Raw genomic sequence first — 24,027 nt, 5'->3', positions numbered from 1 at the left:
AATGCCGATCAAAAAAAATGAATTTCGCCATGTTGATTACAACTGGGATGATGCTGTTGCGGATACGTTATCGCCAATCGAAAGTTTAGTTTATCGTTCTAATGTTTTAGGTGCAGACCAACGCATTACGAATACGGGCGGCGGTAACACGTCAGCCAAGCTTATCGAGAAGGACCCATTAACGGGTGAAGACGTTGAAGTATTATGGGTAAAAGGCTCTGGCGGTGATTTACGCACATCAAAAGTCGAGAATTTCTCATCATTATATCAAGGTAAATTAAACGCCTTAGATGCGACTTACCAAGCGCGTGATGACAAAGGTTATAAGCAAGCAGGCGAAGATGCGATGATTGGCATGTATAAGCACTGTAACTTTTGCTTAAACCCACGTGCTTCGTCAATTGATACCCCATTACATTCAATGATTGCTGAAAAGCACGTTGACCATTTACACCCTAATGCGGTTATTGCAATCGCGTCATGTAAAGACCAAGAAGCCTTAACCGAAGTGGTTTGGGGCGGCAAGATGGCTTACGTACCGTGGATGCGTCCGGGTTGGGAAGCGGCTAAGGTGTGTGAAGACGCCTATGCAGCGAAGCCAGACAGTATTGGTATTTTATTAGGTCAGCACGGCCATACCAACTGGGAATCAGAAAGTAAAAGTTGTTACGAAACCTCGTTATGGGTGATTGAAACGGCAGCTCGCTATATTGAAGAGCACGACAAAGGCGATATGACCTTTGGTGGTGCAAAAGTTGAAAGTTTACCAGAAGACGCGCGTACTGAATTATTAGCTAAATTTTTACCGGTAGCCCGTGGTATTTTATCAAATAAAGTTAAATTTATTGGTACGGTGCAATCAGATGAAAATGCATTACGTTTTGTTAACAGCGTTGATGCACCGCGTTTAGCGAAGTTAGGCACGTCATGTCCTGACCATTTCTTACGCACTAAAATCCAACCGCTTTACATTGATTTCGACCCGAAAAACGACAGCTTTGACACCTTAGTTGAAAAGCTTAATGCGGGTATCGAGCAATATCGTGTTGAATATGCTGAATATTACAACAACTGTAAGCGTGATGATTCACCGGCTATGCGTGACCCAAGCCCAACGGTTATCTTAATCCCAGGTGTGGGTATTATTGGTTGGGGTAAAAACAAATCAGAATCACGTGTAACCACTGAATTTTATAACTGTGCGATAGAAGTGATGCGTGGTGCAGAAGCGATTAGCGAATACACGGCGTTACCACAGCAAGAAGCGTTTGATATTGAATATTGGGCGCTTGAAGAAGCTAAATTACAGCGTATGCCAAAAGAAGCGCCATTAGCGCGTGACGTGGTTGTGGTTGTCGGTGCAGGTGATGGTATCGGTAAAGAAACCGCATTCCGTGTTGCCAAAGAAGGCGCACATGTGGTTTGTGCTGATTTACGTTTTGAAGCGGCACAAGCAACGGCAGATGAATTAACGGCCATTTATGGTCAAGGTATCGGTGTTGCCGGTACGGGTATTTCGGGTTGTGGTCCAGCGATTGCGCAAGCGGTAAATATTACCGAGCGTGATAGCGTGCAAAAAATGTTTGAGCAAGTGACCTTAGCTTATGGTGGTATTGATAAAGTGATTGTCACGGCGGGTGTTTTCCTTGCGCCGGGTCAATCGGGTATGAGTGACGACCAGCAATTTGATGTGAGCTTTGCGGTTAATGTTAAAGGCGGTTATATCGTTGGCACCGAAGCTAACAAGATATGGCAAGCGCAAAACTTACCGGGTGCGTTAGTGTTAACAACGAGTGTTAATGCGGCGGTTTCTAAGAAAGGTTCATTGGCTTATGACACCAGTAAAGCGGCCGCTAACCACTTAGTGCGTGAATTAGCGGTTGAATTGTCACCGTTAGTGAACGTGAATGGTTTAGCACCCGCGACCGTTGTTAAAGGCAGCACCATGTTCCCACGTGACCGTGTGATAGCGTCATTAACTAAGTACAACGTTGAATTTACTGCGGATGATTCAGATGATGAATTACGCGATAAGTTAGCGATGTTCTATGCTCAACGTACATTAACCAAACAACCGATAACCCCGGCCGACCAAGCGGAAGCGGCTTACTTAATGGTTTCAGGTCAGTTAAGCAAAACGACAGGCCAAATCATTAGTGTAGACGGTGGTTTACACGAAGCGTTTTTACGCTAAGCCGTTTTTACCCGAGTGATGTTCACGGCACGCTAAAAAGCGAGCAGAGCCTGACTTGGGTAAACAAGACAACCGATATTAGGAAACATAAAAATGACTCAACGTATAGATAAAGGCCTAATTGCAGAAGAAAATGCAAAATTAGAAGGCTTCTTAAAAGAAGATTACGCGGCTTTAGGTGCAAAATTAGCGCGTGAAAACATCAATATTGACGACATCACGGCCAAAGCGGAAACGTTTCAAATTGCGGTACCGTCATGGGGCACTGGCACCGGCGGCACACGTTTTGCCCGTTTTCCAGGTGAAGGCGAGCCACGCAATATTTGGGAAAAACTAGAAGACAGCGCGGTTATTAATGATTTATCGCAATGTACCGAGCGCGTATCACCGCATTTTCCGTGGGATAAAGTGGATGACTTTAGCGAACTTAAGCAAACGTCAGATAACTTAAACCTAAAATGGGATTCGATTAACTCGAATACATTCCAAGACCAACCGGGTCAAGAGCATAGCTTTAAATACGGTAGTTTAAGTAACACCAGCCAAGCTTCACGTGATTTAGCGATACAACACAACTTAGATTGTATTGAATACGGTAAAGCATTGGATTCAAAAACGTTAACGGTTTGGGTTGGCGATGGTTCAAATCATCCGGGACAACAGCATTTCCAAGGCGCGTTTGAGCGTTACTTAGAAAGCATGAAAAAAATCTATGCGGGTTTACCGAGTGATTGGGAACTGCATATCGAACATAAAATGTTTGAGCCGGCGTTCTACTCAACGATTATTCAAGATTGGGGCAGCAACATCTTAGCGGCGATGGAATTAGGTCCACAAGCTAAATCATTAGTTGATTTAGGCCATCACGCGCCAAACGTGAACATTGAAATGATAGTGTCGCGTTTAATACAATTTAAGAAATTAGGTGGTTTCCACTTCAATGACTCTAAATATGGCGATGATGATTTAGACAGCGGTAGTTTACACCCGTATCAACAGTTCTTAATTTTTAATGAATTAGTGGATGCAGAATACCGTAACCAAGAAGGTTTTGGCCCGAACTACATGTTGGACCAATCACACAATGTGACAGACCCAATAGAAAGTTTAGTTAATTCAGCGGCGAGCGTACAACGTTCATACGTATCGGCTTTGATAGTAGACCGTGAGAAATTAACAGGTTACCAAACTGAAAACGATGCCTTGATGTGTAGCAATACATTGAAGCATGCGTTTACGACAGATGTATCGCCTATTTTAGCGATGGCGCGTTTACGCAAAGGTGGAGCGATAGACCCAATCGCGGTTTACCGTAAATCAGGTTACCGAGCGCAAGCGGGCGTTGAGCGTCCTAACAGTGGCGGCAACGGTTCGGGTATTGTTTAAGCTCGATAAAAACCGAGTATCACACTTGGTTTAATACGTTTTGTAACATAGAGATGATTGGATCATCTCTAATCTTGTGTGTGTTTTAGGCACGGAAGCCTTTTTTTAACATAAACAAGAATGAGTACGTACTCAATATTAAAGTCGCGATTAATTTCTCACCGCGGCTTTATTTTTAGCATAAACTATAACTTGATTTTTAAATGTGCGACTAAGCTAATGAGAGGTTTAAATCACCTTCAATCGAGCTCAACGAGCACTTTTAAGTAACTTGGTTATCGTTAATAAAACAACAAAATATCTCTCACTAAAATAATAAAAGAGAGGATAGAGGTCATTATGTCATCAGCTGAAGAATTTGAAACCCAACCGGTTTCGCCAAATAAACTACAGGGGGCTAAAACGTTTGCTGCCAGTTATTCGGGCGAGCACGTTGCCGGTACTGAGTTTGTTATTGGTGCTTTATTTGTTTCGTGGGGAGTAGGCGCAGTCGACGTTCTACTGGGGCTTGTTTTAGGTAATTTGTTTGCAGTTTTAACTTGGGGTCTTATTACGGCGCCTATTGCAACCGATACACGTTTAACCCTTTATGCTTATCTTGAAAAAATTGCAGGGCCGGGCACTATTAAACTTTATAGTGTGGTGAATGGTATTTTATTCTGTGTGCTAGCTGGGGCAATGATCACGGTGTCCGCCTCCGCCGTCCGTATTTTATTTGGTATTGAAGACCAAGTTGGTTATTTTCCCACTGATTTCCGTTTTGTTTTAGTGGTATTAGGTGTGGGTGCGGTTGTTGTTTATATGGCCGTAAAAGGTTTTGAAAAACTGGCCGCGTTTGCTGAAATATGTGCCCCTTGGATGATTTTAATGTTCGTTGTTGGCGCTTTAGTAATGATGCCTACAACCGTTGGCGCAACAGCAGGTGTTGATAGCATTAATAACTTTAGTGATTTCTTAACCGTTGCCAGTGAATCTATTTGGAAAGACACCGAAGGTGATATTGGTATTTGGCATGTCATTGCATTTGCTTGGATCGCCAATTTAGCGATGCATGGTAGCTTAGGTGACATGACATTATTACGTTTTGCTAAAAGCGCTAAATATGGTTATTTTTCAGCGTTAGGTATGTTTATTGGTCACTACATGGCTTGGATTTGTGCCGGTATTATGGGCGCGGGTGCAGCTATATTATTGAATACCACGATCACCGCGATTGATCCGGGTTCAGTTGCTTATACGGCTTTAGGGGCTTCAGGTATTTTAGCGGTTATTATTGCAGGTTGGACAACATCAAATCCGACCATATACCGTGCAGGTTTAGCGTTTAGTTCTTTAAATCACGCTTGGGGCCGAACAAAAGTAACGATTGTTGTGGGTATTATCACCACGATTATTGCGTGTTCTCCTTTTGTATTTTCAGGTTTATTAGGTTTTGTTGGCTACATGGGCTTATTACTGGCCCCTGTGGGTGCCATTATTGTGACTGAGCATTGGTTATTCCCTAAATTAGGTTTAACGCGTTATTGGTCTTCTTATAAAGGCAACACAACCAACATGGCTGCATTTATCACTTGGATTGCGTCGATGGCTGCGGGTATTGCCGTCGAACAAGCCGGTTTATTGCATTTGTTCTTCATATTGGTTCCGCTTTGGATTTTTGCAACGGTGATGTATATCGGTTTGGCGTCGGCGATGGGTGCTAAAGATACATACCCTGAAGCCGCAAAAGCTGAAAAAATTGAGTCAGATCGTAAAGCGGCTGAAGTGGCATATCTTGCTTCACCTGCAGCGGCTCAAGCGGCTGATAAAGGTGAACTTCCTTTTGTCGCGACCGTTGCTAAATATGCTTCGTGGGCTGCATTGATCACTTGTTTATACATGGGTATTCAATCTTATGTAAATAAAGATGTAGACACGTTAACCACTTGGTTAATTGTGCCGACCTTAATTTACTTTGTAACAGCAACGTATGCCTATTTAGCTCAAAACAAGCAAGTTGCTACCGCTGATGCGTCGTCTGAAAAAGTGGCAAATACAACGGCGTAGTATTCATTAAGAGAAGTTAAGAGAAGTTAAGCTCAATCAAGCGGGGTTTAATGAACAACCCCGTTTTATCCGTTTTAACAGAGCAAACTCATTTTAATCAATGAGTTTGCTCTGCACGTTTTACCACTTCAATTCGTTTTTTGTAACGATAAAAAACACAAAGCCAAGTTTATTTAACGCTTTGACTGAGCCACTTGAAGTGACTTGTATAACATCACCGTAATTTCTTTATTTAATCTAAACAGAATTTATTTATGACAACTTCAAATCAAACATACACATTAGTTATGGATATCGGTAAAACACACGTCAAAGTGCATGTGTTAGATACTGGGTATAACTCTATCTTTTCAAAACACATGAGCAACACGGTATTAAATAAACCGCCATATCCTTGTGCTGATGTAGACGGTATTTGGCAATTTTTTCAAATAGCGATCAAAGAAGCTGCCGCTAAATATGCTATTTCTGGTATTAGTATTACGACACATGGTGCGACTGCGGCGTTAATTGATCGGGCCGAAACTAACGGCAATGGTTTAGTTTTACCGGTTCTTGATTATGAATATACTGAAATTAATGTGCTGGATGCGAGTTATTCATCGGTTCGTCCTGATTTTGCATCGACCTATTCACCGAGTTTACCTGCCGGTCTTAATTTAGGCCGTCAACTACATTGGCTGAGCCAATCATTTAATCATGAATTTACGCAAGCAACTGATATTTTGATGTATCCGCAATATTGGGTATGGCGATTAACCGGTTATTTAGCATCTGAAATTACCTCGTTAGGTTGCCATACTGATTTGTGGGATCTTAATGAAAATGGTTTATCGAGTCTGGTTGATCATTTAGCCTGTCGCGATAAATTTCCAGCACTCAAACCTGCCTGGCAATGCTGTGGTGCGATCAAACCTGAATTAAGCCAAGCCTTAGGTTTATCACCCGATTGCCAAGTGTACAGTGGTTTACACGATAGTAATGCGAGCTTTTTACGCTATCGATTAACACAAGGTGATAAACCGTTTACGGTTATTTCATCGGGCACGTGGACCATTTTAATGGCTTCACAAGTCTCTGTTAAAAATTTAGAACCCACTAAAGACATGTTAGCCAATATCGATGCACTGGGTACGCCAATCGCGTGTGCGCGGTTTATGGGCGGGCGCGAATTTGCCGCGATATGTGACCTAACGGGTGCCAAAGTAGACGATGCCTTTACCGAAGCCGACTTACAAACGTTAATTGATAGTAACGTATTTGCGTTACCTGATTTTAGTGGCGGCAGTGGACCTTTTAGTCAATCACAAGGTCAAGTTGTTGGTGAATTAACAACGATAACGGGCGCGGCTTTAGCCACATTGTATTGTGCTTATATGGTTGATTATCAGTTAAGTTTGCTTGAAGCAAAAGGTGACATATACATTGAAGGAGCTTTTTTAAAGAACCCATTGTTGTGTGGCTTAATTAAACAGCTCAGAAACGGCCAAGCTGTTCATTTATCGCGTGATGACACTGGTACCGTTGCCGGTACTGCCTGTTTAACCCAATGGGGAGCTAATGCGTTGAACGTTGAATCTTCAAGCGCAAATGAAACTCGGTTACAAGGTCTTGATCAATACAAAGCGACTTGGTTAGCTTTAATCGCGGATGCTTAAGCTGCATATTTAGTTCAATAGCTAAGTTAATACCTAAGTTAATAGCAATGCTAAATAATGAAGCTAAATAACTCAATGCAATAAAAAACCGATGTTATGTTAATAGCATCGGTTTTTTTGTCGTTAAAATCGGTATCAATAGGCACAAATACATCACTTTCGTAAAAATAGTGGGGGCTTTATACCGTTACTCTGTCATTCTGACTTCTAATTTTTGTACACCAAACGATTCAATCGGTGTATCAATCAAAATGGCCGCCGTGCCATTATGTGCAACCACTTTTGCGGTTCGCCATTTATCCCAAATTAATTTATTGGTTTTAGCGTATTGTGCGCGTTTTTGTTTAAAGACTTGTTGACCCGCTTGGTTTAATGCTTTGCTAACCGCAGCGGTAAAATGAACTTTAGGTTTTAACCATCCACCATCAGATCCCAATATCTTGGCTTTTGGGTGTTCGGCATAAAATTGATCTTCGACATTACTAAAGCGGTTAATTTTGCCTATTCTATAGTTAAATACGGATCCAACCGATTGAGTCACGTTAAATATAACCCGAGTAGTTTGTGGTTTTTGATAACTAAAATCGGCTGAATTAAAACGATATAATAAGATATCATAAGCGTTTTTTTGCGGATTTTGGCTAAAGATCGCATCAACTTCATGCTGTTTTATCGTCTTATCATGCTCAGGCTTATTTGGGATTGTTTGTTGATTATGATGCTGACTCGTATTTTTAAAATATTGATTACCCACCATAGAATGCAATGCTAATTGGGTCATGGCATCGGGTGAATAATTGCCTTGTGATGCATTGCCCCACTGAAACACCTTACGAATATTATGGTCGTAAAACATTTTAGCCATCATGGCAAAAAACGACGATGCATGAGAGGTTGCAACACTAACAAATCCTGCCTTTTTCATTTGTGAAATAAATTTAAATTCGTGGATCTCCAAACTGGCATTATTAGACCAATCAGGGTGTTGTTGAATCGGTGCTAAATCATGTTCATAGACCTGTTGCATATCAAGCTCATGTGATTTGGTAATATGTGGATAATACGAAATCGCTAAAAAATCATAGTGAACCTTATTTTGTTTGGCCCATTTAATAAAATGCGGCGCATAACTATCTTCGGTGTTACCGGTATAATCGATATAGCGCCCTTTAAATGAACCTTCTCTAAAATGGGTGCCAATCGTCGCGTTAGGTAATACAGCATGAACGGCATCAACCGTATTTTTATAATGGTCAAAAAACTCTTGTCGGGTTGCAGCCCAATGTTGTGGGCGAGTGTCTATTTCTGATCCGACTCTAAAACGCCAACGCATGACTTGGTCTTTACCATAGGTTTTAACTAAATGTTTAATGAAGGCTTGCATGTAATCATTCCATGCCTTGGCATCAAAAGGCGGTAAACCGTTACCATAAACCCCTACTTTATCTTTCTCTAGGTAGTTTTTACCATTTGGTGTTTTAACAAACTGATAGCCACGTTGAAACGCCCAAGGTGGGTTATCTAACACAATTTGAAATATTTCCCAATCCCCGTCGAGCCACCCGTCTATTCGTTTAGTGGCCGCATCGAAGTTATAAACAAACTGTGTGCCATTCCATTGATACGTATCGCCTGCGGTATTTTGATTGCGCCAGCCGCCGAGCATTCTCACGGTATTTACTTTTTTAGGTCGTCCAAAAGTCGCTGGCATTCCCTTCGGGTTGCCGCGTTCTGTTCGAACTGACACATCAAAAAAATCGTAAATCAAACCCTGTTGATTGGTTTGTGTGGTGAAGTCGGCTTGCAAGGTAAAATCTGGCTGTAAATTAGGTTGATAAGACCTTGGACTAAGGTCATCCGAAAACGGAGTATGTGTACAAGCTGCACTGATAAACAACAGCGTAATAAGTGTTATTCGTTTATTAATTTTCATGTTTTCTCAATGGTTTAACTAAAGGAACTTATCTGTTCATTAAACACATCAGATAACGTATAAATTCGTATTTAATCAATTAATAGCGCATCCAATTTTAGATGATTTAAGTGTAGGTGATTTATAATGGTTTTATATGGTTCAATGTAACAAAAAATTATTATTTTAAATACGCTCAAAATTTATGAGTTTAGAAATCAAATTTATTTAATATTTAGCCGAAGTTGGCCGAATTTAGCAGATTAATCTACATGAAATTGGTTTTTAGAGCGATTTTATTAACATGTTACGCGATGCGTGGTTGATGTCTTATTATGAAATCATCCATCCAAATTGTTTTTTTTATGTAATTTTTGTTGATTATTTGTTTTTTTTCATTAATCTCAAGGTGCTAGGTGACCTAACATGACCCTATGTGGTTTCTTTTAGCTTGATTTAACATATAAAAAATAATAATTGGGATAACACAATGAACAACACATTAATAAAACGCTCAAGTGTGGCTGTTGCAATTGCAGCTGCATTAACCAGTATGACGGGGACTGCTTTTGCACAAGAGCAAGAAGAAACTGAAGTTATTGAAGTGACGGGGATCCGCAGTGCCTTAGCCAGCGCGTTAAATGAGAAGCGTGCATCTGCCAATATTAAAGAAGTGATACAAGCTGAAGATATTGGTAAATTGCCTGATCAAAATTTAGCGGAAGTGTTAGAAAATATCACGGGTATACAAATCACACGAACTGCGGGTGTGGGTTCGGGTGTACAAATTCGAGGTACAGATTCAAACCGCGTTGAAATCAATGGTGTTTCGACGGTAGGTTCGGGTACTGGTCGTTCTGGTATCAATTTCCAAGATGTACCTGCGGCATTAGTCGCGGCTGTTGAAGTGACAAAAGTACCAACCGCAAAAGATGTTGAAGGTTCTGTAGGCGGTATTATTAACTTGCGTACACTCCGAGGTTTAAGTTTAAAAGATCGCCTTATTTCAGTTAAAGCTCAAGGCGAGCACAGTGATTTAGCCGAAAGCGTCGTACCACGCCTCTCGGGTACTTTTGGTGATAATTGGGAAACCGACATCGGTAAAGTGGGTGTGGTTTTAACGGGGAGTTATACACGTCAAGATATCGCCTCGTTTAACCCTCGTGTTGACCGCGACAGAGAAGTTTTACCCGATTCAGGCCGAGCAAGCGCAGAGTCTTTTCCATTTTTACGCGCCCAGTTTTTTGACCAAATTATAGAAAGATATGAATACGAAACAAAAACGGTAACCGGCTCACTTGAGTATGAACCGTACGACGGCTTAAAGTTTTATATGGATATGACGTTAAGTGATCAAGAAAGCGCTAAGCAAAATGCACGTGCCATGTTCTCAGGTACGGGTGGCAGTCATGTGGTCGACAATACGAATAACACCGCATTTGAAACGGTTGATTTAGGCACAATTGATGGGCCTAACGGTGTATTGAATTTAGGCCAAGTGCAAGTTGTGTCGCAAGGTATTTTAGGTACGGGTGAGGGTAGTTCAATTGATCCCAATTTACGTACCGCGAGCATTACGGGTTCACGTGTAACCGACAGTTCGGTTTTTGCATTGGGTAGTGAATGGCAAGGTGATAAATTAAAGCTGACAGCTGAATTTTCATATTCAGGGTCGGAGACTGTTCATCCCGATTTAACCACTGAGCTTGATTTTATTAACCCAAATGACACGCAACCTTATTATGACGAAGCAAGCAACAGAACTAAAAATGACAATGGCGTGCCTATCATTTTTGATACAACAGGGGGCACACTGCAATTTGGTATCGCCCCAGGTTTAGCTGAAACACCAACGACCGCCATGCTACTTGCGCCTGAAAATTATGCGCTTAAAAAAGTAAACCGTCAGCTTAATGAAGTGAAAAACGAAGAAAAAGCCTTACGTATTGATGCGACTTATGATGTGTCTGATATGAATGAATTCTTCATGGATGTGCATGCGGGTATGCGCTTTAACACTAACTCTTCTGAGCGTATTAATGTTAATTCAGTGGTTGATTTTGGTCGGGTGCTCAATAGACCACTGGGTAATTTATTTTCAAACATCTTAACACCAGGTGCCGATAATTTTAATGCAGCCGATGATCGTTCGTTATACGTTAAAGACTATTTAGTGATTGATCCAAGTGCTTCATTTAATAACCCAGAAGCGGTGATCAGCTCAATTAATAGCGCTATTGAAACGCATAATGCCAATGAGGGTACGACACTCGATTCACTTGAAGTGCCAACGGCTGAAGTGACGTCGTTCTTCGAAATTGAAGAAGAAACATTAGCGTTATACTTGCAAGGTGATTTTGATGTTGAAGCAGGCGATATACCCATTCGTGGTAATGTTGGTGTGCGTTATATAACAACTGATGTAACCTCTAACGGGGTCAATGTGATAGATGATGTTGCTACGCCAACGCAAACAACAACGTCGCACGATTATGTGTTACCTCGCTTTAATATGACCGCAGAAGTGCATGAAGATTTATTAGTGCGTGCGGGCTATGCACAAGATATTCGACGTGCCAACTTTAATGATTTATCAACCTCAACTCGATTTGGTGGCGGAGCCGGTTCTGTTAAAGCGGGTAATCCTTATTTAAAACCAGAAGAAGTCAAATCGTTTGATTTATCGGCAGAGTATTACCTTTCTGATGCCAGTATGATCAGTGTGGGTTTGTTCCATAAAGTGCGAAGTGAGCTGCATGAAACCACGTTAGATAACCCTGAAGAGCCTATTGGTGCAGTCAGTGGTCAAATTGAACGTGATGTAACCGCGCCATGTGAAAACGGCGGTATCTTTAACCCACAAATTACAGACCGTGGTGTATGGTCTTCGGTAACAACAGGTAAAGGTATGTGTGTACCGCTCGAAGCCGTGTTTAATGTACCGGGTGATGAAACTCAAACGGGTATCGAACTTTCAGCACAGTATGATCTTTCCGGTTATGAATCTGAACTGGGTTGGGCATCGGGTTTTGGTGTAATAGCTAACTATACTTACCAAAAAGCGGGCTCTCAGCTTGATGCTTATAACAAAGCAACCGGTGATGCTAATGCATTAAACAAATTGTTAGATCGTTTTGATACTGATCAATCAACAGCTACACTTGATGATGATCAAGTACAAGAGCGTATTGAATTTTTAAACTTATCTGAAAATGCCTATAACATCACGATGTTTTATGACAAGTATGATTTAAACGTGCGTATGCGTTATACATGGCGTTCAGAGTTTAAAACAAAGGACAAAATCAGTTTTGATTTACCCCGTATCGTGGCCGATCGTGCCCAACTTAATATGAGCGTAAGTTACGATATTTCTGAAGACGTTACGCTAGGCTTAGAAGGCGTTAATTTATTAAGAGAAGATCGTTCACAATACTGTGTTAATGAAGGCGCTTTATTTTGTGCTCAAGGCTTAACCGACCGCCGAGTGGTATTTGGCGTAACCGCTAAAATGTAAACTATAGTCAAAGCGATCGGGTTTTAGGGGAAGCCGTCAAGCTTCGAGACCTCATGAGCATATGCTCTACTATGTGATTGGGGCCGCCTAAATGGATTTAGGTGTTAGAACGACGCAGGAGCCAAAGTCGAGAGTAAGCGCTGACAATGAACCATAAAACCTGAGCGAGAAGACTATATAATGTAATCATTAGTTTACTTAACATGCATATCGGTGAAAATCGATATGCATTTTTAATTTTAATCTGACGTTTTTACCGCCTTTTATTTCTGTTCAATTTTTTATTACTTATTTATTACTTCGCTTTTTCTACTTGTTTTCTGCCTTGTCTGCACTCTTGTCCGCACTCTTGCCTTTAAGCCCGATGACATCTTTTTTCATTGCGCCTCATCGCGACTCACCGCTATTTTTTCGGCTGCTCGTGAGTTACATTTATGGTAACGACTTTACGAAATTTCTTTTTTAGTATTTTTAAATCAAAATTTGGCCGTTTGATGATTACATATGATTAATCTGGATTGTATTTGGGGTTTGTTTTTGCTTTAATGCAATAAGTTAATTAAATATAGATAAAGTGTTACTGAGGTATGTACATGTTCAATGTTGTGTTTCTTGTGGTGAGTGTTTTAATCAACGGCGCTGTGTATGCGACGATGGTTGAGGTAAATGCTCGAAACGTTGTTGAGCAACATGACATTGTGGTGGTAGAAGCAGAAGCTTTTGCTACCCAACACTTAGATGACAAACGCCGTTGGCATATTTTTTCGGCGCAAAGTAAACCCCATAATTACCCCGACGGTGATCGAGTTCATGCCGACAACGCGAGTGCAGGCCAGTATATCGAGTTATTACCCGATACTCGGGTTAATCATCATGAAACATTAGTGCGCGGTGAAAACTTTAGTGATAAGCCCGGACAAATTGCCGTTTTAAGCTACCCTGTCTATTTTAAAACCCCCGGTGTTTATTATGTTTGGGCCCGATCATACAGTTCAGGCAGTGAAGATAATGGTGTGCATTTTGGTATTAATGGCACATGGCCATCGAGTGGGCAACGTTTACAACTTTGCCAAGGTAAGCATCAGTGGACATGGTCTTCGGCGCAGCGCACAAAAACAAACCACTGTGGCGAGCCTAACACCGTAACATTAAAGGTGCCAACTGCGGGCGTGCATAACATTATGGTATCGATGCGCGAAGACGGTTTTGAATTAGATAAATTTTTGTTAACCCGTGATAAACATTATCAGCCAGATGGGGTTGATCGCGCGGCAACAATAGCCACTGCTAACCCGTTGCCAATTAAAACGCAGTATAAAGGTATACACCAATATAAACGTATTATATCGGCCGTTGATGACTTTAAAATAGTCACTAAAACCGACCCAAATTTTGTTCGTCATGATGCGCAAGCGGCTTTGGCTATTAACTTAGTCAAGCCAGAGCAATTTAATCAATATGCTTATGCCGAATTTACCGTGGGTAAAAAAGATACCGGTCATTTAGCGCTGACCTTAGTGACCGTAGCTGAGGGCAAGGGAGAGAGCAAGGGAGAGGCGCATTATCAAGTTTGGTTAAACAATCAATTATTAGCCGAATTTGTCAACCTCAACATAATAAAAAGCAACCAAGAAACCTATTTTAAAATCAAGCCGGTACAGCTCAATAAAGGCGATGTAATTAAAGTCGCTGCTAAGGTTGTTACAAAAAACGATACACCGACAACTGACCCTGCTTTATATCCTAAAGGGTTATGGCGCGCATTAGTAACTAGCCACCCCTAATTATTAATGACACATAGATTAACAACGTTATAAAAAGTGATCACATGATGAAACTGAACAACTACCTAAAACAAAAATGGATTGGTCAACACCGGCCATTATGGTTGGCGAGTGCGTTAAGCTGCTTTTTAGTTGCTTGTAACGATAAACAGCCAACAAACGAAGAAGCCAATACGAAACCGGCCGTTGCCAATGTGGTGACTGATGCCAAAAAGCAAACGCAGCCTAACATTCTTTTTATTTTAGCAGATGATCACCGTTGGGATTTGATTGGCAAATATCATCCGATTATTAAAACACCCAACTTAGATGCGTTAGCTGATCGCGGTACTGTTTTTAAAAATGCCTTTGTCACCACCCCTATTTGTGCTTCAAGCCGAGTGAGTATTTTAACGGGGTTAACCGAGCGAACGCATGATTTTACGTTTCAGCAGCCTAGCACGGGTATACAAGAATCCGCTAATGCCTATCCTCGATTGTTAAAACAAGACGGTTATCGTTCTGCCTTTGTGGGTAAATACGAGATAAAAATATCAGGTGAACCAACCGACCGTTTTGATTATTACAAACCGTTATTGCAGGCTAAAACCGAAACTTACGAAGGCCAAGAATTACCGCAAACGTATTATATTGCTGAGTTAGCCAACGATTTTATAGAGCAATCAAAAACCAGTGGTCAGCCTTGGGCTATGTCGGTAAATTTTTGGAACCCACACGCACATGACCGCGACCAAGAAATGCAATATCACTACCCCGAAGAGTTTGAATCTTGGTATCAAGATGTTGATGTGCCTCCCGCTAAATTTTCAGACGATGCGAGTTTTAATGCACTACCTGAATTTTTAAAAGGTTCTATTGCGCGCGATAGATGGCAGTATCGTTATTCAACACCTGAATTATATCAAAAAATGACCAAGCGTCATTATCGCGCTATTAGTAGTGTTGATAGAGCCGTTGGCATGATTTATAAAAGTTTAGAAGCCAATGGCATGGCAGACAACACGATTATTATCTATACCGGTGATAATGGTTATGCGCTTAATGAACGCCAGTTAGCCGGTAAATGGTTTGGCTGGGAAGAAGACCTACGCGTGCCTTTAATTATTTATGATCCGCGTAACAAAAATTCTCACGGTAAAGAAGTGGAGCAAACCGCGTTAAATATTGATTTTGCGCCCACAATGTTAACTTTAGCGGGGCTCACTCCACCCGAAACGTATCAAGGCCAAAGTTTACTGCCGCTAATGAGCGCAGAGCCTGTGGCGAATTGGCGTGAAGAATTCTTCTTTGAACATATGTATCAACCAAAGCGCGCTTTAATTCCACCGATGGTGGGGGTACGAACACCAGAATGGAAGTATGTTGAATTTTACAAACATGGCCATCGTCAGCTTTATAATTTAATCGATGATCCACAAGAGGCCCATAATTTAATTAATTCAACTAAGCATCAAGCGAGAGCTAAAGAAATGCGTGCCAAAGTGAGCAATTACATTAAAAAATATGAAGATCAAAGAACCGAAGAAGTTAAAAATAGACCTGACTTTAAAAATACTTGGTTACCAACGGGGGGAGTAAAATAATGGATAGACGCAGTGTTTTAAAATATGTTGCCGCTTTAACCGGTAGCTCAATCTTAGCGCCGATATCGGGTTCGGTATTGGCACAAGGTTTAGATCTAACACGGACAAAAAGCAGCCTTGATCAGCTGCAATTTTTTGATGTTAATCGATTTGAACTACTCACTCAGATAATGGACGTGATATTACCCCGTACAGACAGTCCATCGGCATCTGACGTAAAAGTTAACTACATCATGGATAACATGTTTAATCAGATTTTTCCTGCAGGTTACCAAGCTAACTTTTTAACCTTGTTTGCTGAACTTAAACGGTATCTTGAGAGCAAACAATTCACAAGACTGTTAGTGAATGAACAGGTGCAGTTATTAACCGACTTAGAATTAAACACGGCGGATAATGCACAAGCGAGAAAAGCGTATATGGATATTAAACAGCAAACCATAACGTATTACTTATCGACTGAAGAAGTCGCCGAAAATCATCTTAACTATTTGCCTATTCCTGGACGATATGTACCTTCTATATCGGTTAAGGAAGTAGGCGGCAAAGCGTGGGCCGAATAATATGAAAACAAACTATGAAGCAATTGTAATAGGCTCAGGCATTTCAGGCGGCTATGCCGCGATGGAACTCTGTAAAAAAGGTTACAAAACACTCATGCTTGAACGTGGTCGAATGGTTCAGCATGGTGATTACCCAACCGCGATGTTAGATAAATGGGATTTACCCAATCAAGGCGAAGTGAGCCTAGCTGAAAAAGAAAACCATTACGAAAAACAAAACCGTTTGAGTTGGTGGGTTAAAGAAGACGTTAAGCCATTTATTAATCGCGATGATGAATACCCTTATCTTGAAGACGAACGGTTTGATTGGATCAGAGGGCATCATGTTGGCGGACGTTCAGTGATGTGGGGGCGTCATTGCCCACGCTGGAGCGAACACGATTTTGAAGCAAACAAACGTGATGGCGTCGCTATTGATTGGCCAATTCGTTATAACGATATCGAACCTTGGTATGAATATGTTGAAACATTTGTTGGCGTGGCAGGGCAAGCTGAAGGGCTAAAACAAGCACCCGATGGTAACTTTATTGCGCCGTTTCCGTTAAATGCGGTTGAACAAAAGTTTCGCGAAGCCGTTAAAGAAAAATATCCAAACCGCGTGGTTACCCCATGCCGAACCGCTAATTTAAGCGAATATAATCCGGATGTACATAAAGGATTACGCGGTCAATGTCAGGCACGTAATCGTTGTAAGCGAGGTTGTCCATTTGGAGCTTACTTTAGTACGCAATCGGCAACGTTACCGGTCGCGCAAGAAACGGGTAACTTAACCTTAAAATCAGATTGTATCGTGATGGAAATCATCTACGATGCCAAATTGAAAAAAGCCACCGGTGTTAAAGTAAAAGACGCTAACACGGGTGAAATCGTTGTTTATACCGCAAACATTATTTTTTGTAATGCCAGCACCGTGGGCACGGCGGCTATATTACTTAATAGCCGTTCAGAAGCCTTTCCAAATGGCTTAGGTAATACAAGCGGAGAGCTCGGCCATAATATGATGGATCACCATTATGGCATGGGGGCTTCGGGCTTAATTGATGGCTTTGACGATGAATATTATTTAGGTCGAAAACCGAAGGGCTTTTTTATACCGCCGTTTACTAATATTGATGAGCAAACCAAACAGAGCGACTATATTCGTAACTTCTCTTATCAAGGGGGCGCTAGCCGAGTCAAAAATGCGCCTAAAGGGGTGATTGGCGCGGCACTTAAAGACGAAATCTTTAAGCCGGGCGCTTGGCGCATTAACCTACATTGTTTTGGCGAAATATTGCCACATCATGATAATCGCATGTATTTAAACTTTTCAAAGCGTGATAAACATGGCTTGCCGCTTATTACGTTTGACGCTAAATTACGCGAAAATGAGTATAAAATCAGAAAAGACGGTGTTAAATCGGCGATTGAAATGCTTGAAGCAGCCGGTTGTACCGATATAAAAAGCTCAGATCGTGAAACGGCGATAGGTGCTTGTATTCATGAAATGGGCACCGCTAGAATGGGACACGACCCTAAAACGAGTGTGCTTAATAAATGGAACCAAATGCACGATGTGCCTAATGTCTTTGTAACGGATGGGGCGTGTATGACCAGTGCTGGCACCCAAAACCCAAGTATTACTTATATGGCCTTAACGGCACGCGCGGTTGATTATGCCGACAAACAAGTAAAACAAGGTAAGCTTTAATTTATGACTACAAGGTCGGGCTCATTTAGCCCGCCTTGTTTTTATGTCTACAGCCACTAACAAATCAAAAACTCCCCCCTATAACCCGTTAATAACAGTCCTGTACCTGAGTGACTTAGGTCTATATTTAACCTGCCGATTAATCATCTTTCGTCTTAATTAATCTATATCTGTATGTGTAAAAAATAGAATCTTATTTTTAACCGCTACGCCTTATTGGTTTTATCTTTCTGTCACACCAATGTAAAGAACACTCAAAAACCGTTAGCACTTATTCATTTATTACCTGATCAAAAAGAGAAACTAAACTGGTTGGATCAGTGTTTTTTACTCACTTGTGGTTAATTATCGATCGATACAGGCCTCGTTAATCAGGGGGTAAGTTACACAGTTGTATGTATTATGTTTATTGGTAAGTCCAATTGTTAAAAAATAGTAATGGAAATTCTGTTTTTATTATGTTCTATTATTGTTGGTTAAAACAACAATTGGTAATACCAAAATAATAATAATGGATATTAAAATGAAAAAATCAAACACGATATTTAAACTTTCAACGCTATGTTTAGCGCTATCGGGCGTTTTAGGTGTTAATGCTTTTGCTGCGACCCCTACAGATGTAACCGCCAGTGGCAATGATGGTAATGTAGAAGAGAATACCGTTGATAATGACTTAAATACACGTTGGTCGGCTAACGGCAATGATGGGAGTCAGTGGGTACAATACGACTTTGGCAGCGAGCAAATACTCAGTGGTGTGAGCATCGCTTTTTATAAGGGAGATGCACGCAGTACGTATTTCAAAATTGAAACGTCTGATGATGCAAGCGTTTGGACAACACAAGTTGATAGTATGAGCAGTGGTGATACTGTCGAGCAAGAAGATTTCAACTTTTCTGAAAATGTGAGTGCGCGTTACGTGCGTTATGTTGGTTTTGGTAATAGCAGCAATACTTGGAATAGTGTAACCGAAATTGATTTTATTGACGGCGATGCTTTACCGATTATACCGAGCGATTCATTTATTGTACCGGGGTTAATACAAGCAGAAGATTATGTTGATTACTCAGATACAACCTCGGGTAACGCTGGCAGTCAATACCGCACAGACGATGTTGATGTACAAACCACAAATGACACAGGTGGCGGTTACAATGTCGGTTGGATCAAAGCGGGCGAGTGGTTGGAATTTCCGATTAATGTAACTGAAGCCGGCACTTACCGAATAGATGTACGAGTGGGATCAAGAAAATCAACCGGCGCGTTTGATGTTGTTATAGAGGGTGCATCAAAAGGTAATATTGCCGTTGATGCAACCGGCGGATGGCAAAATTGGGTAACTAACACCCTCGATTTAGGGGAGCTAACGACCGGTGAACATACGTTACGCCTTGATGTAACAGGCAGTGATTTTAATATTAACTGGTTAGAATTAGTGTTAACTGATGAGCCAGAGCCAGAGCCAGAGCCAGAGCCAGAGCCAGAACCAGGCCCAGGTGACACGCATAATGCGACGCCAGATTCTCTTAATGATGTACTCGCCACAGCAAAAGGCGGAGACGTTATTATTGTGACGGGCTCGGGTGAAATATCGTTAAAAAATTACAGTTTTGATTCGCAGGTTGTTATTTGCGCGGCATCTGTTGGTGACACAACGTTAGACAATGCAACCATTACAAACTCAAACAACTTGACCTTGCAAGGGTTTGTATTTGGCCCTAACGATGAAAGCACCTTGCTTAAAATTGTTAACTCAACCAACATCAAAATATTGCGTAACTTGTTTGACCATAAAGATGTAACCGAAAGCCAAACCTCATTAGTGATGACACAAGCCAGTGAGCATATCGAGATCGCTTATAATGAATTTCGTGATAAAAACTTAGGTGATCGCAGTGGCACTAAAATTACCGGTAGTTTTATCAAAACACAATTTGATGATCCGTTAATGACCAAAAATTTACATATTCATCATAATCACTTCAACAACATCGCCCCTTATTTGGTTGATGGCGTACCCGCTGGCGATTCAGACCGCGAAGTTATCGCAATGGGTATCGCTGATTCTCAAGATGTGATCACAAACAACATTGTTGAATACAACTTGTTTGAAAACTGTGATGGTGAAAATGAAATCGTAACGGTTAAAACATCAAACAATGTGTTCCGTTACAATACATTTAAAAACTCAATGGGTTCGTTATCGTTCCGTTTAGGTTCAAATAACCAAGCTTACGGAAACTATTTTTATGGCACGGGTGTTGGTGATTCCGTCACCAATGATAATTATCAAACCGGTGGTGTACGTATTTACGGTGCTGGCCATAAAATTTATGACAACTACATGGAAAACTTAACCGGTATTAGCTGGAGACGTCCTATTCTAGTTGATTCAGGCGATACATCTGAAAGCTCAGGTAACGATAGCCATGAAACCTCAACCAATGCCGAAGTTTATAACAACACGATCGTTAACAGTGTGGGAGGCGGCATACACATTGGCGGCGACCGATATACCAATATGCCAACCGATATCTTAATTTCGGGTAATGTAGTGGTCGGTGATGAAGGCATATTGTTTAATAATGTAGCCAATAAATCATCAAACACTTGGACTAATAATAAAGCCTATGCAACAAGTAGCGCCATTGCCGTTGGTGGCAGTGCGTTAAGCGCGGCTGAAGTAGAAGTGTTAACGTCTAGCCCTAATATTTCTGCGCCAACGCCATTAGTTGCCAGTGATGTAGGGCGTTTTGCTGATTAATTAAGCCCTAATGCTTTTTGCCGTTAATAGCTGAATAACGCTGATAATCTTGCTCATTTATTAACGGTATAATCGCAACATTGAATGCATTAAAAATGGTTTAATAAGCTAGCCGCTTCTATCATGATAAACACCACATGATGATAGAAGCGGCTTTTTAGTATTAAAGCCACTGTGGTTTGATGTTAATAACTGGGTAGAATACCTTGTTATATTTAAAGCGATAAAAGGCGTTAACGATGCAAAGTATGCAAAATGAAATTATTCATTTTTGGTTTTCAGAACTAGACCCACAACAATGGTGGAAAAAAGACAAAACCTTTGATTTAATGATTGAAAAGCGGTTTGGGGTATTACATAAACAAGCCCAACTCGGTGAACTAAATCATTGGCGAAAAACGGCAGAAGGCAGTCTGGCAGAAATTATTATTTTAGATCAATTTTCACGTAATATTTATCGCGAACAACCTGAATCATTTACGAATGATCCCCTTGCGCTTGCATTGTCTCAGCATGCCATTGCGAAAAGGTTTGATTTGGAATTATCTGAGACCAAACGTGTTTTTATGTATATGCCTTATATGCATAGCGAGTCAGCTTTAATCCATTGTGAAGCGCTTAAACTTTATACCGCGTTAGGTAATGCAAACACCTTAGCGTTTGAATTAAAGCACAAAGCCATTATTGATAAATTTAACCGCTACCCTCATCGAAATAAAATTTTAGGCCGAGTATCAACACCAGATGAAATCGCTTTTTTAAAACAAGAAAATTCGAGTTTTTAGTGCGCTATATTGACATAATAAAATAACAAGCCGGGCTAACAGCAAGCCAAAAAACGGTTTTAAAAGACACCTAAAAAAAGACTACAAAACAGGACAAAACTAAAATGTATGCCGTTATTTTTAAAGCCGAAGTCGCTCAATTTGATGCTGAATATACCCACATGGCCGCTAAAATGCGCCAACTCGCCATGGATGAATTTGGATGCAAAGAATTTATCGCTAACACCGAAGGCGATAGCGAAATTGCTATTTCATATTGGGATAACCTTGATAACATAAAAGCATGGAAAAACAATATTGAACATAGACAAGCTCAGGCAAAAGGACAATCGACTTGGTATAAATCGTATACTGTGCAAATTGTCGAAATATTAAGAGAATATAGTCGATAAACCGCAAAAAACAGGGGGTATACTGCGTTGTATTTTAAGGGGAGGGCTTGTTGAGTTATATACCTAAACCTAACTTACCAACTCTTTTTAAACCTACATTATTTGCTAGGTTAGTTTACTTAATGGGCTAACAACACCGTTTGCACCTTGTTGGAGTACATGAGTGTATATTTGTGTTGTTTTTATATCGGAGTGTCCAAGTTGGGTTTGCACCGTGCGAATATCAGCACCATTTTGTAATAAATGTGTAGCAAATGAATGCCTAAACGTGTGTGGTGTGATGAGTTTAGTTAACCCCGCCGATTGTACTGCTTTTTTAACGGCTTTGCGGATGCAGGTATGATGAAAGTGATGCCTGCGTATTTCTCCCGTTTCAGGATCGCCGCTCAATTTATGAGATGGAAATAAATATTGCCAAGCAAGTGATTTATTTGCTGATGGATATTTTTTAGCCAGCGAATGGGGCATCCATACGCCCGAAAATAGTTCATTTTTAAGGTCTAGCTGCAAATATTCATCGACTTGAGTAATTTGATTCCTGAGCATTGGGATCAACTCTACAGCCAGTGTTACGATCCTATGCTTATTGCCTTTTCCGTTCCAAACTCTGATACATTTGAAATCAAAATCAATATCTTGAACACGAAGTTGCACTGCCTCCATAACGCGTAAACCACTACCGTACATTAAACCTGCAATTAGATAATACCGCTTGTTTAAATGCTTCATAAGTTGAGAAACTTCATCTGGTGTCATCACAATAGGAAGTTTTGATTGTTTTTTACTGCGGGCAAAATTTAAGTTGAGCGATAATTCGTTTTTAATAATGTGTTTATATAAAAATGATAGCGCATTCAAAGCTGTAGCTTGTGTTCTTGGTGCGACATTAGATTTTAACGCGAGATACTCCAAATATTGCTCTACTTCGTTATCTCCCATGGAGGCCGGATGGCGCTTTTTATGGAAGTGAATGTAAGCCGTGATCCACGTAAGATAAGTATCAACCGTTCTTAATGAATATTGATGCAAAAGCATATATTCGGAGATACTGTTTAAAAAAGGTGATCGTGTTTTCATACTAAACTCTTATTTTATTACTGTATGTATATACAGTTTAGTTTGTTTGCGCCTATATTCAAGAAAATGCGCAAGTTGCGCATTTTTGTCTTTGATAAATTTTTTATCTGCAAATAAACAATATAAATAGCAATGTGTTAGCTAATTTGTTAAAAATACAGAAAGTATGAAAGTGCGCGCGGATTTAGTAGAAAAATGCGCAAATCGCGCACTATTAAATTGTTAGCAGTAATACAAAGGATTGTGCATGAATTCTCACGAAAGATTTAAAGCTATTCTTGAACGCACTAAAAAAGATGCTCAATCTTTTGAAGATAATTTTCGTGAAATAATAAATACCCAGTTAAATATATGTAAAGAGTTTCAAGGGCAATATATTCCATCCGATCATGGGCCTGGTAGTTGGGCTACAACATACTCTAGTGAGTTCATTGATGCAGCAGCGGAAATTTATTATATTTTTGATCAAAGTTATCTTTTTAATGCTAAAGGTGAATTATCTAAACTTTTTAAAGCTGAAAATATTCTCTCATGTCGTGGCAGTTTGATGACCATCGATAGAGTAGAGTATTTATATGAGACGCACCTAAAAAGCCAGTTGAAAATAATTACTGCTAACAACACGCCCTGAGGTGGACAGCAAGCATTAAGTTTTACTTTCTACCGCATATTTTAA

Annotated in this window: 15 protein-coding genes; 13 read left to right on the top strand and 2 right to left on the bottom strand. The window is 40.6% G+C overall.

Annotated elements, in window-relative coordinates:
• From DPX34_RS20630 to DPX34_RS20615, 4 genes are all read left to right on the top strand, one after another.
• Positions 1-2,194, top strand: a 2,194-nt coding sequence (locus tag DPX34_RS20630; protein WP_111979575.1) for a bifunctional rhamnulose-1-phosphate aldolase/short-chain dehydrogenase, incomplete at its 5' end; no start/stop codon positions are given.
• A gap of 93 nt (positions 2,195-2,287) precedes the next feature.
• The gene (rhaI, locus tag DPX34_RS20625; protein ID WP_111979574.1) at positions 2,288-3,580 is read left to right on the top strand and encodes an L-rhamnose catabolism isomerase; all 1,293 of its coding nucleotides are present in this window, start codon (positions 2,288-2,290) and stop codon (positions 3,578-3,580) included.
• 339 nt (positions 3,581-3,919) lie between these two features.
• Positions 3,920-5,626 (top strand): purine-cytosine permease family protein, encoded by a 1,707-nt coding sequence (locus tag DPX34_RS20620; protein ID WP_111980318.1) that lies wholly within the window; start codon positions 3,920-3,922, stop codon positions 5,624-5,626.
• Positions 5,627-5,880: 254 nt separating this feature from the next.
• Entirely contained in the window at positions 5,881-7,284 is a 1,404-nt protein-coding gene (locus DPX34_RS20615; RefSeq protein ID WP_111980317.1) for an FGGY-family carbohydrate kinase, read from the top strand.
• Positions 7,285-7,471: 187 nt separating this feature from the next.
• On the opposite strand, the gene DPX34_RS20610 is transcribed toward DPX34_RS20615, so the two are convergent.
• Positions 7,472-9,217 carry a GH39 family glycosyl hydrolase gene (locus tag DPX34_RS20610; RefSeq protein WP_111980316.1) on the bottom strand — a complete coding sequence of 582 codons (1,746 nt, stop codon included), beginning with the start codon at positions 9,215-9,217 and terminating at the stop codon, positions 7,472-7,474.
• A 469-nt stretch (positions 9,218-9,686) separates the two neighbouring features.
• Here DPX34_RS20610 and DPX34_RS20605 point away from each other — a divergent pair, with 469 nt between their 5' ends.
• From DPX34_RS20605 to DPX34_RS20570, 8 genes are all read left to right on the top strand, one after another.
• Entirely contained in the window at positions 9,687-12,713 is a 3,027-nt protein-coding gene (locus DPX34_RS20605; RefSeq protein WP_111980315.1) for a TonB-dependent receptor, read from the top strand.
• A gap of 593 nt (positions 12,714-13,306) precedes the next feature.
• Complete coding sequence (locus DPX34_RS20600) at positions 13,307-14,497, top strand: hypothetical protein (RefSeq protein ID WP_111980314.1); 1,191 nt, start codon at positions 13,307-13,309, stop codon at positions 14,495-14,497.
• Positions 14,498-14,541: 44 nt separating this feature from the next.
• On the top strand, positions 14,542-16,080 hold the full coding sequence (locus tag DPX34_RS20595) for a sulfatase-like hydrolase/transferase (protein WP_232824825.1): 1,539 nt from the start codon (positions 14,542-14,544) through the stop codon (positions 16,078-16,080).
• Positions 16,080-16,643, top strand: a complete 564-nt coding sequence (locus DPX34_RS20590; RefSeq protein WP_111980312.1) for a gluconate 2-dehydrogenase subunit 3 family protein — start codon at positions 16,080-16,082, stop codon at positions 16,641-16,643. The genes DPX34_RS20595 and DPX34_RS20590 overlap by 1 nt, the downstream gene beginning before the upstream one ends.
• Position 16,644: 1 nt before the next feature.
• Entirely contained in the window at positions 16,645-18,333 is a 1,689-nt protein-coding gene (locus DPX34_RS20585; RefSeq protein ID WP_111980311.1) for a GMC oxidoreductase, read from the top strand.
• Between the two features lie 523 nt (positions 18,334-18,856).
• Positions 18,857-21,097 carry a carbohydrate-binding protein gene (locus DPX34_RS20580; protein WP_198673773.1) on the top strand — a complete coding sequence of 747 codons (2,241 nt, stop codon included), beginning with the start codon at positions 18,857-18,859 and terminating at the stop codon, positions 21,095-21,097.
• A gap of 248 nt (positions 21,098-21,345) precedes the next feature.
• Positions 21,346-21,882 carry a DUF924 family protein gene (locus tag DPX34_RS20575; RefSeq protein ID WP_111980319.1) on the top strand — a complete coding sequence of 179 codons (537 nt, stop codon included), beginning with the start codon at positions 21,346-21,348 and terminating at the stop codon, positions 21,880-21,882.
• 104 nt (positions 21,883-21,986) lie between these two features.
• Positions 21,987-22,274, top strand: a complete 288-nt coding sequence (locus DPX34_RS20570) for an antibiotic biosynthesis monooxygenase family protein (protein ID WP_111980309.1) — start codon at positions 21,987-21,989, stop codon at positions 22,272-22,274.
• A gap of 105 nt (positions 22,275-22,379) precedes the next feature.
• Here DPX34_RS20570 and DPX34_RS20565 read toward each other — a convergent pair whose 3' ends face one another.
• Positions 22,380-23,351, bottom strand: a complete 972-nt coding sequence (locus tag DPX34_RS20565) for an integron integrase (protein ID WP_111980308.1) — start codon at positions 23,349-23,351, stop codon at positions 22,380-22,382.
• Positions 23,352-23,598: 247 nt separating this feature from the next.
• On the opposite strand from DPX34_RS20565, the gene DPX34_RS20560 reads away from it, so the two are divergent.
• Positions 23,599-23,982 carry a hypothetical protein gene (locus tag DPX34_RS20560; RefSeq protein ID WP_111980238.1) on the top strand — a complete coding sequence of 128 codons (384 nt, stop codon included), beginning with the start codon at positions 23,599-23,601 and terminating at the stop codon, positions 23,980-23,982.
• The last annotated feature ends 45 nt before the right edge of the window (positions 23,983-24,027 follow it).

This window comes from Algibacillus agarilyticus (assembly GCF_003286125.1).
In the GTDB taxonomy this organism is placed as follows: Bacteria; Pseudomonadota; Gammaproteobacteria; order Enterobacterales; family Alteromonadaceae; genus Algibacillus; species Algibacillus agarilyticus.
This window is presented reverse-complemented; position numbering and strand designations above follow the sequence as displayed.